Source organism: Pseudomonas sp. PKS (assembly GCF_051913525.1).
Classification (GTDB): domain Bacteria; phylum Pseudomonadota; class Gammaproteobacteria; order Pseudomonadales; family Pseudomonadaceae; genus Aquipseudomonas; species Aquipseudomonas guariconensis_D.
Genome location: NZ_JBEGDO010000006.1, coordinates 106,822 through 125,317, shown reverse-complemented (window position 1 = coordinate 125,317; position 18,496 = coordinate 106,822). Strand labels below are relative to the sequence as shown.

Sequence of the window (18,496 nt, the reverse complement as noted above, 5' to 3'; positions counted from 1 at the left end):
ACAACGAGTTTGTTGCTCGTGCTGGTAGCTTTTGCTGTTCGTACGCGATGTTCCAGGCACCGCCAATCGCGACTTCAGGAGGTCCAGTGGAGTCGCAATCGGCGGCGCCTGGGAAGAGCAAGAGCGGGAGGCGCGAAGAGGCGAAGGCTTCGCTTGCGGCAGCTTGAATGGGTGTGTATTTGACGTATATGACCCTGGCCGGTATAAACCGCCTCCTATTGATCTGTCAGGTCTTTCCCATGAGCTTCAGCCCCCTGATCCGCCAACTGATCGACGCCTTGCGTACGCTGCCCGGCGTCGGCCAGAAAACCGCCCAGCGTATGGCCCTGCAGTTGCTCGAGCGCGACCGCAGTGGTGGCCTGCGTCTGGCCCAGGCCCTGAGCCAGGCCATGGAAGGCGTCGGCCACTGCCGTCAATGCCGCACCCTGACCGAGCAGGAGCTGTGCCCGCAATGCGCCGACACGCGCCGGGACGACACTCAACTCTGCGTGGTGGAAGGGCCGATGGATGTGTATGCGGTGGAGCAGACGGGCTACCGAGGCCGCTACTTTGTCCTGAAGGGACATCTGTCACCGTTGGATGGGCTCGGCCCGGAGGCGATCGGCATTCCGCAATTGATGGCACGGATCGAGGAGCAAGGAAGTTTCACTGAAGTGATTCTGGCGACCAACCCTACCGTGGAAGGGGAGGCGACTGCTCACTACATCGCCCAACTGCTGACCGAGAAAGGCCTGATTGCCTCGCGAATCGCCCATGGCGTGCCGTTGGGTGGAGAGCTGGAGCTGGTCGATGGCGGAACCTTGGCCCATGCCTTCGCCGGGCGTAAGCCAATCTCGCTCTGAATCATGAACAGACCCGCGCCTACAGTTGCCTGCAGGCGCAGGGCTCTGACAAAAATCAAAACTCGCTCAGCGAGAACTCGGTCAGGCAGAAGGTCGGCACGCCGGCAGCCTGCAGGCGACGGGACCCGTCCAGCTCAGGCAGGTCGATGATCGCTGCAGCCTCGAATACCTCGGCACCGGTGCGACGGATCAGGTTGGCGGCCGCCAGCAGGGTGCCGCCGGTGGCGATCAGGTCATCGAAGATCAGCACCGAATCACCCTCGCACAGGCTGTCGGCATGCACTTCGAGGAACGCTTCGCCGTACTCGGTCTGGTAAGCCTCCGACAGCACGTCGGCCGGCAGCTTGCCTTGCTTGCGGAACAGGATCAGCGGCTTGTTCAACTGGTGGGCAATGATCGAGCCGATCAAAAACCCCCGGGCATCCATGGCACCAATATGGCTGAACTCGGCCTCGACATAACGCTCGATGAACTGGTCGGCCACATAGCGCAGCCCGCGCGGCGACTGGAACAGAGGGGTAATGTCGCGGAAGATCACGCCCGGCTTGGGAAAGTCCGGGACCGGGCGGATCAGGGCTTTGAGATCGAAGGTATCGCTGTGCATGTGGCTTTCCTGGAAAACGGATGCACCAGTATACCTTGCTGGTGCGGCTTCAGGCTTCCATCGCACCGCCCGCCAGCGCGCACAGCTGGATCGGGTCGAGGATATGCACTTCTTTGCCCTCGGCCTTGATCAGGCCGTTTTGCTGGAAGCGGGTAAACACCCGGGACACGGTTTCCACCGCCAGGCCTAGATAGTTGCCGATTTCGTTGCGCGACATGCTCAGGCGGAACTGGTTGGCCGAGTAGCCGCGGGCGCGGAAGCGGGCGGATAGGTTGACCAGGAAGGTGGCGATGCGTTCGTCAGCGGTCTTTTTCGACAGCAGCAGCATCATCTGCTGGTCATCGCGAATCTCCCGGCTCATCACTCGCATCAACTGGCGACGTAACTGTGGCAGCTGGACCGACAGCTCATCCAGCCGCTCGAAGGGGATCTCGCAGACCGAGGTGGTTTCCTGGGCCTGGGCCGACACCGGGTAGGCCTCGGTGTCCATCCCCGACAGCCCGACCAGTTCGCTCGGCAGGTGGAAGCCGGTGATCTGCTCTTCGCCACCATCACTGAGGCTGAACGTTTTCAGGGCGCCGGAACGTACGGCGTAGACCGAGCCGAAATTGTCACCCTGGCGGAACAGGAACTCACCCTTTTTCAGGGGACGGCCACGCTTGACGATTTCATCCAATGCATCCATGTCCTCCAAATTGAGCGACAAGGGCAGGCACAGGGGGGCCAGGCTGCAGTCCTTGCAATGGGCCTGGTTGTGTGGGCGCAGTTTGACTGGCTCGGACATTTCTATCGATCCTTGTGGGAAAGCACGCATAAGCTGTAAGGGTAACTCACAGCATAGGCTGTAGGCCAGCGCGCGCTATTTGGGTGCGACCTGGCCGGGCCTTGGCGGGAGTGTGCCAAGGCCTGTCAACTGCCCATAGTGTGCCTGACAAGGCGTTCTGTCCATGCGGTTGATCGACTCGGTCTGTTCATATCACCCGAGAGAAGCGCTGCTGGTTGTGCATGGCCAAGTAGGCGTCGAACACCATGCACACAGAACGTACCAGCAGTCGCCCGGCAGGAAGTACCCGAATACCCTTGGCATCCAGGCTGATCAGGCCATCACGCTGCATGGCCTGCAACTGCGGCCATTGGTCCTTGAAGTAACCACGAAAGTCGATGGTGAAGGCATGCTCGATGCTGTCGAAGTCCAGCTCGAAATGGCAGATCAATTGCTGGATCACCGCGCGGCGCAGGCGGTCATCCGGGTTGCACAGCAGCCCGCGCTGGGTGGCCAACTGGGCGCTGGAAAGGGTGTCCTGGTAGGTGGCCAGGTCGCTGCTGTTCTGACAGTAGAGATCGCCGATCTGGCTGATGGCCGATACGCCCAGGCCAATCAGGTCGCAGTGACCGTGGGTGGTATAGCCCTGGAAGTTGCGCTGCAGGGTGCCTTCCTCCTGGGCGATGGCCAGCTCGTCATCGGGGAGGGCGAAGTGGTCCATGCCAATATAGCGATAGCCGGCGGCGGTCAGTTGCTCAATGGTGCCCTGGAGCATTTCCAGCTTGGCCGAAGGCGCCGGTAGCTCGGCGCTGTCGATGCGTCGCTGGGGCATGAAGCGCTCGGGCAGGTGGGCGTAGTTGAATACCGAGAGGCGGTCAGGCTGCAGGCGGATCACTTCCTCGACGGTGCGGGCGAAGCCTTCCGGGGTCTGGCGGGGCAGGCCATAGATCAGGTCGAGGTTGACCGAGCGGAACTGCAAGGTGCGTGCGGCCTCGATCAAGGTGCGGGTCTGCTCCAGGCTTTGCAGGCGGTTGATCGCGCGTTGCACGGCCGGGTCGAGATCCTGCACGCCCAGGCTGACGCGGTTGAAGCCCAGCTCGCGCAAAAGGCCCATGGTCGACCAGTCGGCTTCGCGTGGGTCGATCTCGATACCGTAGTCGCCGGAGTCGTCGTCCAGCAGGTGGAAGTGCTGGCGCAAGGTGGCCATCAACTGGCGCAGTTCGACATGGCTGAGGAAGGTGGGCGTGCCTCCACCGAAATGCAGTTGCTCGACCCGCTGTTTGGCATCCAGATGGCAGGCGATCAGCTGGATCTCCTGCTCCAGGCGTTGCAAATAAGGCTGGGCCCTGGCGCGATCTTTGGTGATGACCTTGTTGCAGGCGCAGTAGTAGCAGATGTTGGCGCAGAACGGCACGTGTACGTACAGCGACAGTGGGCGGATCGCGCGACGGCTCTCGCGCAGGGCGTGGAGCAGGTCGAACGAACCCACTTCGCCGTGCAGTTGCATGGCGGTCGGATAAGAGGTGTAGCGTGGGCCGGCCAGATCGTAGCGGCGGATCAGGTCGCAGTCCCAGCGTAGGTCGTCGAGCATGGTGGTCCCCGGAGAGAGCGGCAGTGTCCGGAGTCTAGGGCGGCCCGCCGGGGCTCGTCTTGATTTGCATCAACGGGGTCTGGATGGGAACGTGTAGCAGGGGCTGACGCCCTGTCAGTGTCCCATCAACCAATGCTGGTGCGGCCCTGGCAGGGTCCACAGGCCGAACAGGATCACCAGCAGTCCCCCGGCCATACGTACGCCGCGCCGGCGCAGCAAGGCGCCGATGCGTTCGGCGGCCAGCCCCGTGGCAACCAGCACCGGCCAGGTCCCGATGCCGAACGCCAGCATCAAGGCTGCGCTATGAGCGGCGTTGCCCTGACTGGCAGCCCATAGCAGAGTGCTGTAGACCAAACCGCACGGCAGCCAGCCCCACAGGGCCCCGAGCAATAGAGCGCGAGGCAGGCTGGAGACCGGTAGCAGACGGGTTGCCAGGGGCTGGATGTGGCGCCACAAGCCGCGGCCCAGTGCTTCGATGCGGGTCAGTCCGCTCCACCAGCCCGCCAGGTACAGGCCCATGGCGATCAACAGCAGCGCGGCGACTACACGTAGGCCTTGGGCCAGAGGGCTGCTGGCCAGTGCCACGCCAGCCAGCCCAAGCAACAGGCCGGCGGTGGCGTAGCTCAGCACGCGTCCCAGATTGTAGGCCAACAGCAGGCGCAGGCGACGGCTGCGTTGCTCTGGGGGGATGGCCAGCGTGAGGGCGCCCATCAGGCCGCCGCACATGCCCAAGCAGTGCCCACCACCGAGCAGGCCGAGGACCAGTGCCGAGCCGAGCAGGGGAAGCAGGTCAGGCACGGGTGGGCGGTTCCTTGTCGTCTGGCTGGCTTTCGTCGGGTTTGACAGCGGCCTGGTGGCGTGGGTCCTGGTCGTCGAACAGGATACTGTGGGCAGGGCTGTCGAGGTCGTCGTATTGGCCGCTGTCCACTGCCCAGAAGAAGATGTACACGGCCACGCCGACGATCAGCAAGGCCGCGGGGATCATGACGTAGAGGGCGGGCATAGCGGTTTCCTTTCGGTCGCGGGCGTCTGGCTCGCTGGCAGGCTCGCGCCTGTTGGCCGGGTCAGGCGCAGGGCATTGAGCACCACGATCAGCGAACTGACCGACATGCCGATGGCTGCCCAGACCGGGGTGATCCAGCCGAGGGCGGCGAACGGCAACATGAGGCCATTATACAAGGTCGCCCAGAGCAGGTTCTCGATGATATTGCGGCGAGTGCGCCGGGCCAGGTCGAAGGCTTGCACCAGAGCGTCCAGACGGTTGGACAACAGCACCGCGTCGGCGCAGGTCTTGGCAAGATCAGTGGCCGAGCCCATGGCGATGCTGATGTCGGCGGCGGCCAGCACCGGCACGTCGTTGACCCCGTCGCCCAGCATCAACACCTTGCGACCCTCGGCCTGCAGTGCCTTGAGTCGTTCCAGTTTGTCGTCCGGGCGCAGGCCGCCAATGGCCTGGTCGATGCCCAGTTGCGTGGCCACTTCGGCGACCATCGGCGAGTTGTCACCCGACAGCAGCAGGGTATGCCAGCCGCGGGCTTTGCAGGCGGCCAGCAGGGCAGGCGCGTCATCACGCAGCCGATCATCCAGGCCGAACCAGGCCAGCGGGCCTTGGTGATCGCCCAGCAGCAACCATTGGCCACGGGCCTCTGGTACTGACGGGATCTGGGCACCACTCAATGTGCAAACGAACGTGGCCTGGCCAATGCGCAGATGCTGTCCGTCGACTTGCCCCTCCAGCCCCAGCCCAGGCACGGTTTGCACCTCCTCGGCTGGCAGCGCGGTGCGTCCGAAGGCGCGGGCGATGGGGTGCTCGGAGCGGTTCTCCAACGCGGCGGCGAGCGCCAGGCAGCGATCGGCAGGGAGCGCCCCCAGGGGGTGGATGCTGCGCAGTGCCAAACGGCCCTCGGTGAGGGTGCCGGTCTTGTCGAAGATTACCGTATCGACCTGGTTCAGCCCTTCCAGCACATGGCCACGCGTCACCAGCAGGCCCAGCTTGTGCAGGGTGCCGGTGGCGGCGGTGAGGGCGGTCGGAGTGGCCAGGGACAGCGCGCAGGGGCAAGTCGCCACCAACATGGCCAGGACGATCCAGAAGGCTCGCGCGGCATCGAGCTGCCACCACAGCAGGCCAATGGCTGCGCTGGCCACCAATGTGAACAGCAGGAACCATTGAGAGGCGCGGTCGGCGATCTCGGCCAGGCGTGGTTTTTCCGATTGGGCCCGCTCCAGCAGGCGGACGATGGCTGAGAGGCGTGAGTCCTGGCCGATGGCTTCGACCGCCACGGTCAGGGTGCTCTCGACATTCAGGGTGCCGCCGGTGACACGGTCGCCGACCTGGCGCGCCAGAGGCAGGTATTCACCGGTGAGCAGCGATTCGTCCACGCTGGAGCGGCCATCGACAATGCTTCCGTCGGCAGGGATCACCGAGCCAGGCAGCACCTGGACCCGATCGCCTTGGTTGAGCTCGCCCAGCAGGATGCGCTCGGCGTTTCCGGCGCTGCCCAGGCGCAGGCAAGAGGCGGGGAGCAGGTTGACCAGTTGGGCGGTGGCCGCTGCTGTGCGTTCCCGCGCGCGGCGTTCCAGATAGCGGCCGGTGAGCAGGAACAGCGCGAACATGCCGACGGTGTCGAAGTACAGTTCGCCGCTGCCGGTGATAGCGGTCCAGATGCCGGCGCCATAAGCCAAGGCAATGGCCAGCGACACCGAGACGTCCATGGTCAGGTGGCGTGTGCGCAGGTCGCGAGCGGCACCTTTGAAGAACGGCGCGCAGCTGTAGAACACGATCGGGGTAGTGAGAAACAGCGCGACCCAACGCAGGATGGTGTGCAGCTCGGGGCTCAGGTCGATGTTGAATTCCGGCCAGGTGGCCATGGTCGCCATCATCGCCTGGAACCACAGCAGGCCCGCCACGCCCAGGCGGCGCAGGGCACTGCGGTTTTCCTGGGCCAGGTGTTCGGCGGCTTGGTCCGGTTGATAGGGGTGGGCGGCATAACCGATCTGGCGCAGTTCGGCCAGCAGCTGAGAAAGGGGTAACTGGCGGTCGTCCCAGGTCACCAGCAGGCGATGATTGGACAGGTTCAGCCGTGCTTCGGTGACGCCGGCCAGGTTACGCAGGTGCTTTTCGATCAGCCACCCGCAGGCGGCGCAACTGATGCCTTCGATCATCAGTGTGGCTTCGGACAGCTCGCCTTGGTGACGTACGAACGCCTGCTGCACATCGGCGCGATCATAGAGCGCCAGTTCGTCCTGCAATTGGCGCGGCAGGGCTTCGGGGTTGGCGCTGGTGTCGCTGCGGTGCTGATAGTAGTGCTCCAGGCCACCTGCGACGATGGACTCTGCCACCGCCTGGCAACCCGGGCAGCAGAACTGACGCGGCTCGCCAAGGACTACCGCGGTGAAATGGCTGCCGACAGGGATGGGGAGGGCGCAGTGGTAGCAAGGGGTGGGTTGGGTCATGTGATGTCTTCTGGCTGAAGCTCAACCCTGTGGGACGGGTTCACCGCGTAATGGCGCAAGACGGGCTATCAGATCGCCAAGTCGGACGCCATCGTGCGGTAAACCTGCTCTCACGGGAAATCGCTTACTCTTGGTGCTCAGCGCCCTGCAGGGCCTCGTCGCCCAGCGTCAGGGTCACGCCGTGGGCGACTTTCTCCTCCTCGAACAGGCGCCAGACGTGGCCGTCTTCGCTGCCCAGCAGTTCGACGAAACGCCTGCCTTCGACCCGGTCGTCGAGCTGGCCGAGGTAACGACCGGGTTCGCTGCGGGCCAGTTGTACCTTGCGGTCCTTGTCTGGCTGGGTGGGCGAGATCAGATTCAGCTCCAGCGTCTGAGGGGCGCTGTTGCCGGTCAGGCGTACGTCGACTTCGCCGGTCAGCTCGTCCAGGTGCACGCTGGCCTTGAGTTTGAGGGTCTGGGCCAGCAGTTCACGATCCAGGGAGCGATTGATGCCTTTGCCGGCCTCGTAGTAGTTGTCGTTCACCAGGTTGTCGGGGTTGCGCACGGCGATGCTGACCATGGTCAGGCTCAGGCACACCGAGGTGACCAGGATGCCGATGATGATCCACGGCCAGAGGTGCTTGTACCAGGGGCTGTCGGCGGTTGCGGCAGGCATTGTCGAATTCTCTCTCAGCGTATTTGCGGGCCGATGAAGCGGCTCTTGGCTTCAACCTGGGTGGCGCTTTGATCGGCGTCCTTGAGGATGAAGATGATTTCGTTGGTGGTCGAGGGCAATTGCTCGGGTGCGACCGACAACTGCACCGGCAGGCTGACGATATCGCCGGCAGCGACGCGGATCTCGCGATGGCCTTCGAGCTGCAGGCCCGGCAGGCCAGTGGCGTCGAGCACGTAGACGTGGTCACGCTGGTCCTTGTTCATGACCTTGAGGCTGTACACGTTCTCGATCCGCCCCTGGGCGTTTTCGCGATACAGCACCCGGTCCTTGCTGACGTCGAAGCCCACCAGCGAGCGGGTGGCGAAGGCGGTGGCGAGCAGACCGATCATCACCAGCAGGACCACGGCGTAGCCGATAAGGCGCGGACGCAGCATGTGGGTCTTCTGCCCGGACAGGTTGTGCTCGGTGGTGTAGCTGATCAGCCCTTTGGGATAGTCCATCTTCTCCATGATGTTGTCGCAGGCGTCGATACAGGCCGCGCAGCCGATGCACTCGATCTGCAGGCCATCGCGGATGTCGATGCCGGTGGGGCAGACCTGCACGCACATGGTGCAGTCGATGCAATCGCCCAGGCCTTTGGCCTTGTAGTCGATGTCTTTCTTGCGTGGGCCTCGGGTCTCGCCGCGGCGTGGGTCATAGGAGACGATCAGGGTGTCTTTGTCGAACATCACGCTCTGGAAGCGGGCGTAGGGGCACATGTACACACACACCTGCTCGCGCAGCCAGCCGGCATTGCCGTAGGTGGCGAGGGTGAAGAACGCGACCCAGAAATACGCCCAGCCATCGGCTTGGCCGGTGAAGAATTCGGTGACCAGTTCGCGAATGGGCGAGAAGTAGCCGACGAAGGTCATGCCAGTGACGAAGCCGATCAGCAACCACAGGCTGTGCTTGGCGGCCTTGCGCAGAAACTTGTTGGCGCTCATTGGCGCCTTGTCGAGCTTCATGCGCTGGTTGCGGTCACCCTCGGTGACCTTTTCGCACCACATGAAAATCCAGGTCCAGACGCTCTGCGGACAGGTGTAGCCGCACCACACGCGTCCGGCGAACACCGTGATGAAGAACAAGCCGAAGGCCGCCACGATCAGCAGGCCCGAGAGCAGGATGAAGTCCTGCGGCCAGATGGTGGCGTCGAAGATGTAGAACTTGCGCTCGGGCAGGTTCCACCAAACAGCCTGGTGATCGCCCCAGTTCAGCCACACCGTGCCGAAGTAGAGTAGGAACAGGATGGCCCCGCCGACCATGCGCAGCCTGCGGAACACGCCGGTGAAGGCACGGGTGTAGATTTTTTCCCGGGAGGCGTAGAGGTCGACGGATTCCTTGCCTTTCTTGGCGGGCGGGGTGACGTCATGTACCGGAATTTGCTTGCTCATCATCATGTCCCACGGCAGTGGAAAAACGCTGCGGCCAGTGCATGCCGACCGCGTTTGTTACCCATCAGGTGTCTGTGCATGATACGCGCGTCATGGCACCTGGGGTGTGGCTGCGGCGTTAAGTCGCATTGGGTTGCATTTGATTATCGTGTATTGGGGCTCGCCTTGACGCAGGTCAATTGACAAGGCGTGCCCGCCGCAGGCAAGTGCCTATGGCCGATACAGCCTCAGGTGCCTCAGCGTTTCAGCCTGGGTCCAGTCATTGTTCCTTACGCGTTTGATGGCCAACCCCTGGGCATCGTTGTCCAGTTCGGCCAGCAGGTAGGTGCGCTGGGAGGCCGAGCCACTCAGGAAGACTGGAACCGCGCCATATTGTCTGTTGGAGCGATGCCAGCCTCCGGCTTCAGTGTGATAGTGGCCACCGAACACCGCGTTGACCTGGAAGTGGTTGATCATGTCCCTGAAATGCATCAGGTCCTCCTCGGTGCCGTCCCAATCGTCTGGCTGATGCAGGTTGAGCAGGACGATCTGGCCGTTTTCATAGGCTTCTTTCAATTGCCCTTCAAGCCAGCCCAGTGCATCGCTGATCTTGAACTTGTCGCGGGACTCGAATGGCCATGCCCAGCCACTGTCAAAATCCACACGGTAGGTGGGTTCATTGTTCAGCTGGATCAAGCGAACCTGGCCGAAACTGATGCTGTACGCCAGGCTGCCTCTGTAGTTGGTCAGCCTGTAGCTGCTCGAAGTCGCGACATCCATCGTGTCCACGACATTTCGGTGGTGATTGAGCAGATCCATCACGCTGTCCCGGGGCCCGCCGTTGTTGAATGAGCCCCCGGAGTTATCGGTGACGTTGTTCTTGTAGTCATGATTGCCCAGGCCAAAGTAATAGTTCTTGTGCAGGTGGCGCTCGATGATCGGGTAGAGGACTTTGCGTTGCCAGCCGTGCCCGTATGCAGTCATGTCGCCATTGATCATCACCGGGATGCCCGTGCCGCCCAAGCTGTCGCGGTAGCTCGCAATGCTGGCGTACTGCTCGTTGATCAAGGCTTGTGATTCTTCGTTGCGTTCAGCGTCGCTTTGATAATCGCCGTAGTCGGAAGCAGGCGTCCACGGATACTGGGGGTCGGATACGAACACGAACGCTCTGGGCGTCGGGCGGTTGCCATAGCGGCCAGGCTGTTTCGGGGGTAGGGCTACGGGATAGGTGGGGTAGGTCATTTCTTAAATCCTCTGGGTAAGTCAGGCTCGATGCCTGTCCACCAGAGAATTTCCTAGTGCCCTGTCCCTCGGAATCCGGTAGCGATTCCTCCTATCAATCCTGCCAGCCCAGAAAAAACGGCCCCGGTGATGATCGCCGGGGCCGTTTGCTGTGGTTACTCCGCTTTCTGCTGCGCAGTGTCCTGATGCGACAGGCTGTAGACATAGGCGGCCAGCAGGTGGACCTTGTCGTTGCCCTGCATCTGCGCCTGGGCCGGCATCTGACCCTGACGACCATAGCGGATGGTCTGTTGCAACTGGGCAAAGCTCGAGCCGTAGATGAACGCCTGTGGGTGGGTCAGGTTAGGCGCGCCCATCGCTGGGGTACCTTTGCCTTCAGGGCCATGGCAGGCCACGCAGTTGGCGGCGAAGAGCTTCTGGCCATTGGCCGGATCGGCTTTGGCGCCTTCGGGCAGGGTGCGGCCATCGAGATTGGTCAGGACGAAGGCTGCGACATCAGCCACGCCTTGCTCGCCCAGCACTTCGGCCCAGGCCGGCATGACGCCGTGACGACCGTTCATGATGGTGGTCTTGATGGTCTCCGGCTCGCCGCCCCAGCGCCAGTCATTGTCGGTCAGGTTGGGGAAGCCGTAGGCGCCCTTGGCATCGGAACCATGGCACACCGAGCAGTTGGAGGCGAACAGGCGGCCACCCATCTTCAGGGCTTGCGGGTCCTTGGCGACTTCTTCGACCGGCATGGCGGCGAACTTGGCGAAGATCGGCCCGAAGCGGGCATCGGCCTTGGCCATTTCCTTTTCCCACTCATGCACGCCGGTCCAGCCGGCCTGGCCGTTGGAGAACTCGGTCTGCTTTTCGGTATCCAGGTACTGGTAGCCAGGCAGGATGCCTTTCCAGTTACCCAGGCCTGGGTACAGCACCAGATAGCCCAGGGCGAACACGATGGTGCCGACGAACAGCCAGAACCACCACTTGGGCAGCGGGTTGTCGTATTCCTCGATACCGTCGAAGGCATGGCCGACGGTCTCGTCGGTGATTTCCTCGCGCTGGCCCTTGCGGGTGGAGAGCAACAGCCAGGTCAGGGAAAAGATGGTGCCCAGGGTCAGGACGGTGACGTACAGACTCCAGAAGGTTGTCATTGTTCTTTGCTCCTAGAAGCTTTCGCTTGCGCTTGCTCGACGTGCCGGCTGGCTTCGGGATCATCGGCGAACGGCAACTGGGTTGCCTCGTCGAACTCTTTCTTGCGCCGTGGGTTGAACACCCACAGCGCCAGGCCTACGAAGGCGACCATCACCACGACGGTGCCCAGGCCACGAATCATCCCGATATCCATCAGTGTCACCGCTTGCTCTTGATGATGGTGCCGAGGCCTTGCAGGTACGCCACGAGGGCGTCCATCTCGGTCTTGCCCTTGACCGCGTCGCGGGCGCCGGCAATGTCCTCGTCGGTGTAGGGCACGCCCAGGGTGCGCAGGACTTCCATTTTCTTCGGTGTGTCCTTGCCGTCGAGCTTGTTCTCCACCAGCCAGGGGTAGGAGGGCATCTTCGACTCGGGCACGACGTTGCGCGGGTTGTACAGGTGCGCGCGGTGCCAGTCATCGGAGTAGCGCCCGCCCACACGTGCCAGGTCCGGTCCGGTGCGCTTGGAGCCCCACAGGAACGGGTGGTCCCAGACACTTTCGCCGGCCACCGAGTAATGGCCGTAGCGCTCGGTCTCGGCGCGGAACGGGCGGATCATCTGCGAGTGGCAGCCAACGCAGCCTTCGCGGATATAGATGTCGCGACCCTCGAGCTCCAGCGCGGTGCGCGGCTTCATGCCCTCGACCGGCTTGTTGGTGACGTCCTGGAAGAACAGCGGGACGATCTGGGTCAGGCCGCCGATGCTGACGGCGATGACCATGAAGAAGGCCAATAGGCCAATATTCTTCTCGACTGCTTCGTGCTTCATCAGTGAGCTCCCACGACGACGATCTTGGCGGCTTCCTCAGCCTCGGCCGGCTTCGAGGCGCGGACGGTGCGGTAGACGTTGTAGGCCATCAGCAGCATGCCGGAGGCGAAGAACGCACCGCCCAGGGCGCGGACGATGTAGCCTGGGTGGCTGGCCTGGAGGGCTTCGACGAAGGAGTAGGTGAGGGTGCCGTCGTCGTTGATGGCGCGCCACATCAGGCCCTGGGTGATGCCGTTGACCCACATCGAGGCGATGTACAGCACAGTGCCGATGGTCGCCAGCCAGAAATGAGCGTTGATCAGGCCGATGCTGTGCATCTGTTGGCGACCGTACAGGCGCGGGATCATGTGATACACGGCGCCGATGGAAATCATCGCGACCCAACCGAGGGCGCCGGCGTGGACGTGGCCGATGGTCCAGTCGGTGTAGTGCGACAGCGAGTTGACCGTCTTGATGGCCATCATCGGGCCTTCGAAGGTGGACATGCCGTAGAAGGCCAGCGAGACCACCAGGAAGCGCAGGATCGGGTCGGTGCGCAGTTTGTGCCAGGCACCGGAGAGGGTCATCATGCCGTTGATCATGCCGCCCCAGCTCGGGGCCAGGAGGATGATCGACATCACCATGCCCAGCGACTGCGCCCAGTCAGGCAGCGCGGTGTAGTGCAGATGGTGCGGGCCTGCCCAGATGTACAGGGTGATCAGTGCCCAGAAGTGGACGATCGACAGGCGATAGGAGTAGATCGGACGCTCGGCCTGCTTGGGCACGAAGTAGTACATCATCCCCAGGAAACCCGTGGTCAGGAAGAAGCCCACGGCGTTGTGGCCGTACCACCACTGGACCATCGCGTCGGTGGCGCCGGAGTAGGCCGAGTACGACTTGAACAGGCTGACCGGCAGGGACATGTGGTTGACGATGTGCAGCATCGCCGTGACCACGATGAACGCACCGTAGAACCAGTTGCCGACATAGATGTGCTTGGTCTTGCGCTTGACGATGGTGCCGAAGAACACCAGGCCGTAGGTGACCCAGACGATGGCCAGGAGAATCGCCAGCGGCCACTCGAGCTCGGCGTATTCCTTGGTGGTGGTGTAGCCCATCGGCAGGGTGATCAGCGCGCCGACGATCACTGCCTGCCAACCCCAGAAGGTGAAGGCGGCCATGCTGTCGGAGATCAGCCGAGTCTGGCAGGTGCGCTGCACGACGTAGTAGGAAGTGGCGAACAGCGCGCAACCTCCGAAGGCGAAGATCACCAGGTTGGTGTGCAGCGGGCGAAGGCGGCCGAAGCTCGTCCATGGCAGGTCCAGGTTGAGCTGGGGCCATACCAGTTGCGAGGCAATGAAGACGCCGAGCCCCATGCCAAGGATCCCCCAGACCACCGTCATGATGGCGAACTGGCGGACGACCTTATAGTTATAAGCAGTCGGACTGATTGCAGTGCTCATTCTAAGGTTCCACGGTTTTGGGTGTTCTTGTTGGTCGAAAATCGGCGTCAGTATCGATAACCACTAGGGTTATGGCAACGCAAGGATCATGACGCCGACCCGTGTCCAGGCCCTTTCCACCACCGTCCCGCGGTTTAGGGGCTGGATGATTGTACACAAATAAATGTTTGTAATGTGTACCGTTTTTCGCCTTTTTCTGATCGATCGGTCAAGCTTTTTCTGCAGGGCTTCGGCAAGCAGGGACGTCTACCGAAACCTGTGCGATCGACCCGCAAAAGCCGGTGCGCGGAGTCAGGCCATGCGCCGCGCCATGTGGGTTCGCTATAAGCGAGGCCACTGTGGCAACAAGCTTAGTTCTGTTCAGAGTGGGTGCAAGGAGGGATAAGGCGGGGAGGGCGGTGGCGCAGCCCTTGGCGGGCGTCGCTCGTCCTGGTGCTTGGGCGGGATATTCGCGGGTGAACCCGCTCCCACAAGGATCGCGCTGTTCCTGTGGGAGCGGGTTTACCCGCGAAGGGGGTTACTTGGCAGTCACGGTTTCGGACGCGTCAGCCTGCGACAGGCTGTACACATAGGCTGCCAGCAGATGGACCTTGTCGTTGCCCTGGATTTCGCGCTGGGCAGGCATCTGGCCCTGACGGCCGTAGCGGATGGTCTGCTGCAGCTGGGCGAAGCTCGAGCCGTAGATGAACGCCTGCGGGTGGGTCAGGTTGGGCGCGCCCATCGCCGGGGTGCCCTTGCCCTCAGGGCCGTGGCAGGCCACGCAGTTGGCCGCGAAGATTTCCTGGCCTTTGACCGGGTCGGCCTTGGCGCCTTCAGGCAGGGTACGGCCGTCGAGGTTGGTGAGCACGAAGGCTGCCACGTCGGCCACGCCCTGTTCACCGATCACTTCGGACCAGCCTGGCATCACGCCATGGCGGCCGTCCATGATCGACGCCTTGATGGTTTCAGGCTCCCCGCCCCAGCGCCAGTCCTTGTCGGTCAGGTTGGGGAAGCCGTAGGCGCCCTTGGCATCGGAGCCGTGGCACACCGAGCAGTTGGAGGCGAACAGACGGCCACCCATCTTCAGGGCTTGCGGATCCTTGGCGACTTCTTCGACCGGCATGGCGGCGAACTTGGCGAAGATCGGGCCGAACTTGGCGTCTGCCTTGTCCATTTCCTTTTGCCATTCGTTGACCTGGGTCCAGCCATTTTCGTAGCCCGGCAGGATGCCTTTCCAGTTGCCCAGGCCCGGGTAGAGGATGAGATAGCCCACTGCGAACACCAAGGTCCCGACGAACAGCCAGAACCACCACTTGGGCAGTGGATTGTCGTACTCCTCGATGCCATCGAAGCTGTGGCCCATGGTCTGGTCGGTGGTGTTGTTGCTCTGGCCCTTGCGGGTGCCGAGCAGCAGCCAGGTCAGGCCAATGAGGCTGCCGATGGTCAGTACACTGATGTAGGTACTCCAGAAGGTGGTCATTACCGATTATTCCTCATGGCAGATTCCTGCCCGGCAGGGGGCAGGCGGTCATCGACGAAGGGCAGCAGGCGCGCTTCGGCGAAATCACGGTCGCGGCGGCGGTTGAAGACCCACAGGCTCAGGCCGATGAAGGCGATCATCACCACCAAGGTGCCCAGGCCGCGGATCATGCCGATATCCAGTGACAGTTCCATCGTTACCTCTTGTTCTTGATCGCGGTGCCCAGCACCTGCAGGTAGGCCACCAGGGCGTCCATCTCGGTCTTGCCCTTGACCGCGTCGCGGGCACCGGCGATGTCTTCGTCGGTGTAGGGCACACCCAGGGTGCGCAGGGTGCGCATCTTGGTGTCGGTGTGACTGTTGTCGACCTTTTGCGCGACCAGCCACGGGTAGGACGGCATCTTCGACTCGGGCACGACGTTGCGCGGGTTGTACAGGTGCGCGCGGTGCCAGTCGTCGGAGTAGCGGCCACCGACGCGGGCCAGGTCCGGGCCGGTGCGCTTGGAGCCCCACAGGAACGGGTGGTCCCAGACGCTCTCGCCAGCCACCGAGTAGTGGCCGTAGCGCTCGGTCTCGGCGCGGAACGGACGGATCATCTGCGAGTGGCAGCCAACGCAACCTTCACGGATGTAGATGTCGCGGCCTTCGAGCTGCAGGGCGGTATAGGGCTTCATGCCCTCGACCGGCTTGTTGGTGACGTCCTGGAAGAACAGCGGGACGATCTGGGTCAGGCCGCCGATGCTGACGGCAAAGACCATCAGCAATGCCAGCAGGCCTACGTTCTTTTCGATGACTTCGTGTTTCATCAGGCGTGTCTCCTCAGGCCAACTGGGCGTTCGCAGGGGCGGCATCGGTGGCCGGTGCGCGCACGGTGCGCCAGGTGTTCCAGGCCATCAGCAGCATTCCGCTGAGGAAGATCGCACCGCCGACGAAGCGGACGATGAAGCCAGGATGGCTGGCCACCAGGGTCTCGACGAAGGAGTAGGTGAGCGTGCCGTCGGCGTTGACCGCGCGCCACATCAGGCCCTGGGCGATGCCGTTGACCCACATCGAGGCGATGTACAGCACGGTGCCGATGGTCGCCAGCCAGAAGTGCGCGTTGATCAGGCCGATGCTGTACATGCGCTCCTTGCCGAACACCTTTGGAATGGTGTGGTACAGCGCGCCGATGGAGATCATCGCGACCCAGCCGAGGGCGCCGGCGTGGACGTGGCCGATGGTCCAGTCGGTGTAGTGGGAAAGGGCGTTGACGGTCTTGATGGCCATCATCGGGCCTTCGAAGGTGGACATGCCGTAGAAGGCCAGCGAGACCACCAGGAAGCGCAGGATCGGGTCGCTACGCAGTTTGTGCCAGGCACCGGAGAGGGTCATCATGCCGTTGATCATCCCGCCCCAGCTCGGCGCCAGCAGGATCAGCGACATGATCATGCCCAGCGACTGCGCCCAGTCGGGCAAGGCGGTGTAGTGCAGATGGTGCGGGCCTGCCCAGATGTACAGGGTGATCAGCGCCCAGAAGTGGACGATCGACAGGCGATAGGAATACACCGGGCGTTCGGCCTGCTTGGGCACGTAGTAGTACATCATCCCCAGGAAGCCTGCGGTCAGGAAGAAGCCCACGGCGTTGTGGCCATACCACCACTGGACCATCGCATCGGTGGCGCCGGCGTAGATCGAGTAGGACTTGGTCAGGCTGACGGGCAGTTCCAGGTTGTTGACGATGTGCAGCATCGCCACGGTCAGGATGAAGCCGCCGTAGAACCAGTTACCGACATAGATGTGCTTGGTGTTGCGTTTGAGCAGCGTACCGAAGAACACCACGGCGTAGGCGACCCAGACGACGGTGATCAGGATGTCGATGGGCCATTCCAGTTCGGCGTATTCCTTGGAACTGGTGAAGCCCAGCGGCAGTGTGATGGCCGCCAGCAGGATCACCAGTTGCCAGCCCCAGAAGGTGAACGCCGCCAGGGCGGGTGCGAACAGGGTGGTCTGGCAGGTGCGTTGCACCGAATAATAGGAAGTGGCGAACAAGGCACAGCCGCCGAAGGCGAAGATCACCGCATTGGTGTGCAGCGGTCGCAGGCGGCCGAAGCTGGTCCAGGGAAGGTCGAAGTTCAGGGAAGGCCAGACGAGTTGCGCGGCAATGAAAACGCCGAGCCCCATCCCGACGATTCCCCACACCACCGTCATGATGGCGAATTGGCGGACCACCTTGTAGTTATAGGCGGTACTGCTGGTTGTGTTCATGTATGGGTTCCCATCCACGGTTATAGGCAGGCTAGATAGCGAGGCAAGCATGAGTAATGGGCACATTGCCGGTATTGACGGGGATCAATGGGCGCAGGTGGGAAATATCCCAGGCTTGCGCTGCGATCCTCCGAGAATTCGGGGGGATCAGGACTACAAGGGCTGCCTGATCCTGGCCCACGGGGCAGGGGCGCCGATGGACAGCGATTTCATGGAGGACATGGCGCAAAGGCTGGCGGCGCAAGGGGTAGGCGTGATCCGCTTCGAGTTCCCCTACATGGCCCAACGCCGCGAGGGCGGCGGCAAGCGGCCGCCCAACCCGCAGAAGGTGCTGCTCGACTGCTGGCGCGAGGTGTATCGCCAGGTGCGGCTATTGGTCGCGGGGCCGTTGGCCATTGGCGGCAAGTCCATGGGTGGGCGCATGGCGAGCCTGCTGGCCGATGAGCTGGAGGCCGATGCCTTGGTTTGCCTCGGGTATCCGTTCTATGCGGTGGGCAAGCCGGAGAAGCCCCGGGTCGAGCATCTGGCGGGGCTGCGCACGCGTACGCTCATTGTCCAGGGGGAGCGGGATGCCTTGGGGAACCGGGAGACGGTGGCGGGGTATGTGTTATCGCCTGCGATCGAGTTGTGTTGGTTGACGGCTGGGGATCATGACTTGAAGCCGCTGAAGGCGTCGGGCTTGACGCATGAGGGGCATCTGCAGGTGGCGGCTGAGCGGGTTGCTGCGTTTTTGATGGGATAGTTGGTTTGAGGTTGGTGGGCTGATCCGTTTGGTTTGTCGGCGGTTAGTCACCTTTGCGCCCTTACGGCGGCCTACTTTTTCTTGGCCAAAGTAACCCGCCGTAAAGG

At 62.8% G+C, this 18,496-nt stretch carries 19 protein-coding genes; 2 read left to right on the top strand and 17 right to left on the bottom strand.

Going from position 1 to position 18,496, the window contains the following annotated elements; translation table 11 throughout:
- Positions 1-239 precede the first annotated feature (239 nt).
- The gene (gene recR, locus ABOA88_RS08725; RefSeq protein ID WP_367851287.1) at positions 240-842 is read left to right on the top strand and encodes a recombination mediator RecR; all 603 of its coding nucleotides are present in this window, start codon (positions 240-242) and stop codon (positions 840-842) included.
- A 55-nt stretch (positions 843-897) separates the two neighbouring features.
- Here recR and ABOA88_RS08720 read toward each other — a convergent pair whose 3' ends face one another.
- From ABOA88_RS08720 to ccoN (ABOA88_RS08640), 17 genes are all read right to left on the bottom strand, one after another.
- Entirely contained in the window at positions 898-1,446 is a 549-nt protein-coding gene (locus ABOA88_RS08720; RefSeq protein WP_043212282.1) for an adenine phosphoribosyltransferase, read from the bottom strand.
- 49 nt (positions 1,447-1,495) lie between these two features.
- Positions 1,496-2,230 carry a Crp/Fnr family transcriptional regulator FnrA gene (fnrA, locus tag ABOA88_RS08715; protein ID WP_196169071.1) on the bottom strand — a complete coding sequence of 245 codons (735 nt, stop codon included), beginning with the start codon at positions 2,228-2,230 and terminating at the stop codon, positions 1,496-1,498.
- A 187-nt stretch (positions 2,231-2,417) separates the two neighbouring features.
- Positions 2,418-3,800: an oxygen-independent coproporphyrinogen III oxidase gene (hemN, locus tag ABOA88_RS08710; RefSeq protein ID WP_196169072.1), complete on the bottom strand. Its 1,383-nt coding sequence runs from the start codon at positions 3,798-3,800 to the stop codon at positions 2,418-2,420.
- Between the two features lie 114 nt (positions 3,801-3,914).
- Positions 3,915-4,598, bottom strand: coding sequence for a sulfite exporter TauE/SafE family protein (locus tag ABOA88_RS08705; RefSeq protein WP_196169073.1), 684 nt, complete (start codon positions 4,596-4,598; stop codon positions 3,915-3,917).
- Positions 4,591-4,803, bottom strand: coding sequence for a cbb3-type cytochrome oxidase assembly protein CcoS (ccoS, locus tag ABOA88_RS08700; RefSeq protein WP_196169074.1), 213 nt, complete (start codon positions 4,801-4,803; stop codon positions 4,591-4,593). Before ccoS ends, ABOA88_RS08705 begins: the two co-directional genes overlap by 8 nt.
- Positions 4,782-7,253, bottom strand: coding sequence for a heavy metal translocating P-type ATPase (locus ABOA88_RS08695; RefSeq protein ID WP_367851288.1), 2,472 nt, complete (start codon positions 7,251-7,253; stop codon positions 4,782-4,784). Before ABOA88_RS08695 ends, ccoS begins: the two co-directional genes overlap by 22 nt.
- Positions 7,254-7,377: 124 nt before the next feature.
- Complete coding sequence (locus ABOA88_RS08690) at positions 7,378-7,908, bottom strand: FixH family protein (RefSeq protein ID WP_196169076.1); 531 nt, start codon at positions 7,906-7,908, stop codon at positions 7,378-7,380.
- A 14-nt stretch (positions 7,909-7,922) separates the two neighbouring features.
- The gene (gene ccoG / locus ABOA88_RS08685) at positions 7,923-9,338 is read right to left on the bottom strand and encodes a cytochrome c oxidase accessory protein CcoG (protein ID WP_367851289.1); all 1,416 of its coding nucleotides are present in this window, start codon (positions 9,336-9,338) and stop codon (positions 7,923-7,925) included.
- 210 nt (positions 9,339-9,548) lie between these two features.
- Positions 9,549-10,559: a metallophosphoesterase family protein gene (locus ABOA88_RS08680; RefSeq protein ID WP_196169078.1), complete on the bottom strand. Its 1,011-nt coding sequence runs from the start codon at positions 10,557-10,559 to the stop codon at positions 9,549-9,551.
- A 155-nt stretch (positions 10,560-10,714) separates the two neighbouring features.
- Positions 10,715-11,695 carry a cytochrome-c oxidase, cbb3-type subunit III gene (gene ccoP, locus ABOA88_RS08675; RefSeq protein WP_196169079.1) on the bottom strand — a complete coding sequence of 327 codons (981 nt, stop codon included), beginning with the start codon at positions 11,693-11,695 and terminating at the stop codon, positions 10,715-10,717.
- Complete coding sequence (locus tag ABOA88_RS08670) at positions 11,692-11,889, bottom strand: CcoQ/FixQ family Cbb3-type cytochrome c oxidase assembly chaperone (RefSeq protein ID WP_070092136.1); 198 nt, start codon at positions 11,887-11,889, stop codon at positions 11,692-11,694. The genes ccoP (ABOA88_RS08675) and ABOA88_RS08670 overlap by 4 nt, the downstream gene beginning before the upstream one ends.
- 5 nt (positions 11,890-11,894) lie before the next feature.
- On the bottom strand, positions 11,895-12,503 hold the full coding sequence (gene ccoO / locus ABOA88_RS08665; RefSeq protein ID WP_043212301.1) for a cytochrome-c oxidase, cbb3-type subunit II: 609 nt from the start codon (positions 12,501-12,503) through the stop codon (positions 11,895-11,897).
- Positions 12,503-13,945, bottom strand: coding sequence for a cytochrome-c oxidase, cbb3-type subunit I (gene ccoN / locus ABOA88_RS08660; protein ID WP_196169080.1), 1,443 nt, complete (start codon positions 13,943-13,945; stop codon positions 12,503-12,505). Before ccoN (ABOA88_RS08660) ends, ccoO (ABOA88_RS08665) begins: the two co-directional genes overlap by 1 nt.
- A 517-nt stretch (positions 13,946-14,462) precedes the next feature.
- The gene (ccoP, locus tag ABOA88_RS08655) at positions 14,463-15,404 is read right to left on the bottom strand and encodes a cytochrome-c oxidase, cbb3-type subunit III (protein ID WP_196169081.1); all 942 of its coding nucleotides are present in this window, start codon (positions 15,402-15,404) and stop codon (positions 14,463-14,465) included.
- Entirely contained in the window at positions 15,404-15,592 is a 189-nt protein-coding gene (locus ABOA88_RS08650; RefSeq protein ID WP_196169156.1) for a cbb3-type cytochrome oxidase subunit 3, read from the bottom strand. Before ABOA88_RS08650 ends, ccoP (ABOA88_RS08655) begins: the two co-directional genes overlap by 1 nt.
- A gap of 8 nt (positions 15,593-15,600) precedes the next feature.
- Complete coding sequence (ccoO, locus tag ABOA88_RS08645) at positions 15,601-16,209, bottom strand: cytochrome-c oxidase, cbb3-type subunit II (protein ID WP_043212308.1); 609 nt, start codon at positions 16,207-16,209, stop codon at positions 15,601-15,603.
- Positions 16,210-16,222: 13 nt separating this feature from the next.
- The gene (gene ccoN, locus ABOA88_RS08640; protein WP_196169082.1) at positions 16,223-17,647 is read right to left on the bottom strand and encodes a cytochrome-c oxidase, cbb3-type subunit I; all 1,425 of its coding nucleotides are present in this window, start codon (positions 17,645-17,647) and stop codon (positions 16,223-16,225) included.
- Positions 17,648-17,696: 49 nt separating this feature from the next.
- Between ccoN (ABOA88_RS08640) and ABOA88_RS08635 the strand changes: the two genes are divergently transcribed.
- Positions 17,697-18,389: an alpha/beta family hydrolase gene (locus tag ABOA88_RS08635; protein ID WP_367851290.1), complete on the top strand. Its 693-nt coding sequence runs from the start codon at positions 17,697-17,699 to the stop codon at positions 18,387-18,389.
- The last annotated feature ends 107 nt before the right edge of the window (positions 18,390-18,496 follow it).

Coding starts and splice junctions, on each gene's coding strand:
- ccoN (WP_196169080.1), bottom strand. CDS start 13,945: ATGAGCACTGCAATCAGTCCGACTGCTTATAACTATAAGGTCGTCCGC.
- hemN (WP_196169072.1), bottom strand. CDS start 3,800: ATGCTCGACGACCTACGCTGGGACTGCGACCTGATCCGCCGCTACGAT.
- ccoP (WP_196169081.1), bottom strand. CDS start 15,404: ATGACCACCTTCTGGAGTACCTACATCAGTGTACTGACCATCGGCAGC.
- ABOA88_RS08670 (WP_070092136.1), bottom strand. CDS start 11,889: ATGGATATCGGGATGATTCGTGGCCTGGGCACCGTCGTGGTGATGGTC.
- ABOA88_RS08720 (WP_043212282.1), bottom strand. CDS start 1,446: ATGCACAGCGATACCTTCGATCTCAAAGCCCTGATCCGCCCGGTCCCG.
- ABOA88_RS08695 (WP_367851288.1), bottom strand. CDS start 7,253: ATGACCCAACCCACCCCTTGCTACCACTGCGCCCTCCCCATCCCTGTC.
- ABOA88_RS08635 (WP_367851290.1), top strand. CDS start 17,697: ATGAGTAATGGGCACATTGCCGGTATTGACGGGGATCAATGGGCGCAG.
- ccoO (WP_043212308.1), bottom strand. CDS start 16,209: ATGAAACACGAAGTCATCGAAAAGAACGTAGGCCTGCTGGCATTGCTG.
- ccoO (WP_043212301.1), bottom strand. CDS start 12,503: ATGAAGCACGAAGCAGTCGAGAAGAATATTGGCCTATTGGCCTTCTTC.
- ccoG (WP_367851289.1), bottom strand. CDS start 9,338: ATGAGCAAGCAAATTCCGGTACATGACGTCACCCCGCCCGCCAAGAAA.
- ABOA88_RS08690 (WP_196169076.1), bottom strand. CDS start 7,908: ATGCCTGCCGCAACCGCCGACAGCCCCTGGTACAAGCACCTCTGGCCG.
- ABOA88_RS08680 (WP_196169078.1), bottom strand. CDS start 10,559: ATGACCTACCCCACCTATCCCGTAGCCCTACCCCCGAAACAGCCTGGC.
- ccoN (WP_196169082.1), bottom strand. CDS start 17,647: ATGAACACAACCAGCAGTACCGCCTATAACTACAAGGTGGTCCGCCAA.
- fnrA (WP_196169071.1), bottom strand. CDS start 2,230: ATGTCCGAGCCAGTCAAACTGCGCCCACACAACCAGGCCCATTGCAAG.
- ccoP (WP_196169079.1), bottom strand. CDS start 11,695: ATGACAACCTTCTGGAGTCTGTACGTCACCGTCCTGACCCTGGGCACC.
- recR (WP_367851287.1), top strand. CDS start 240: ATGAGCTTCAGCCCCCTGATCCGCCAACTGATCGACGCCTTGCGTACG.
- ccoS (WP_196169074.1), bottom strand. CDS start 4,803: ATGCCCGCCCTCTACGTCATGATCCCCGCGGCCTTGCTGATCGTCGGC.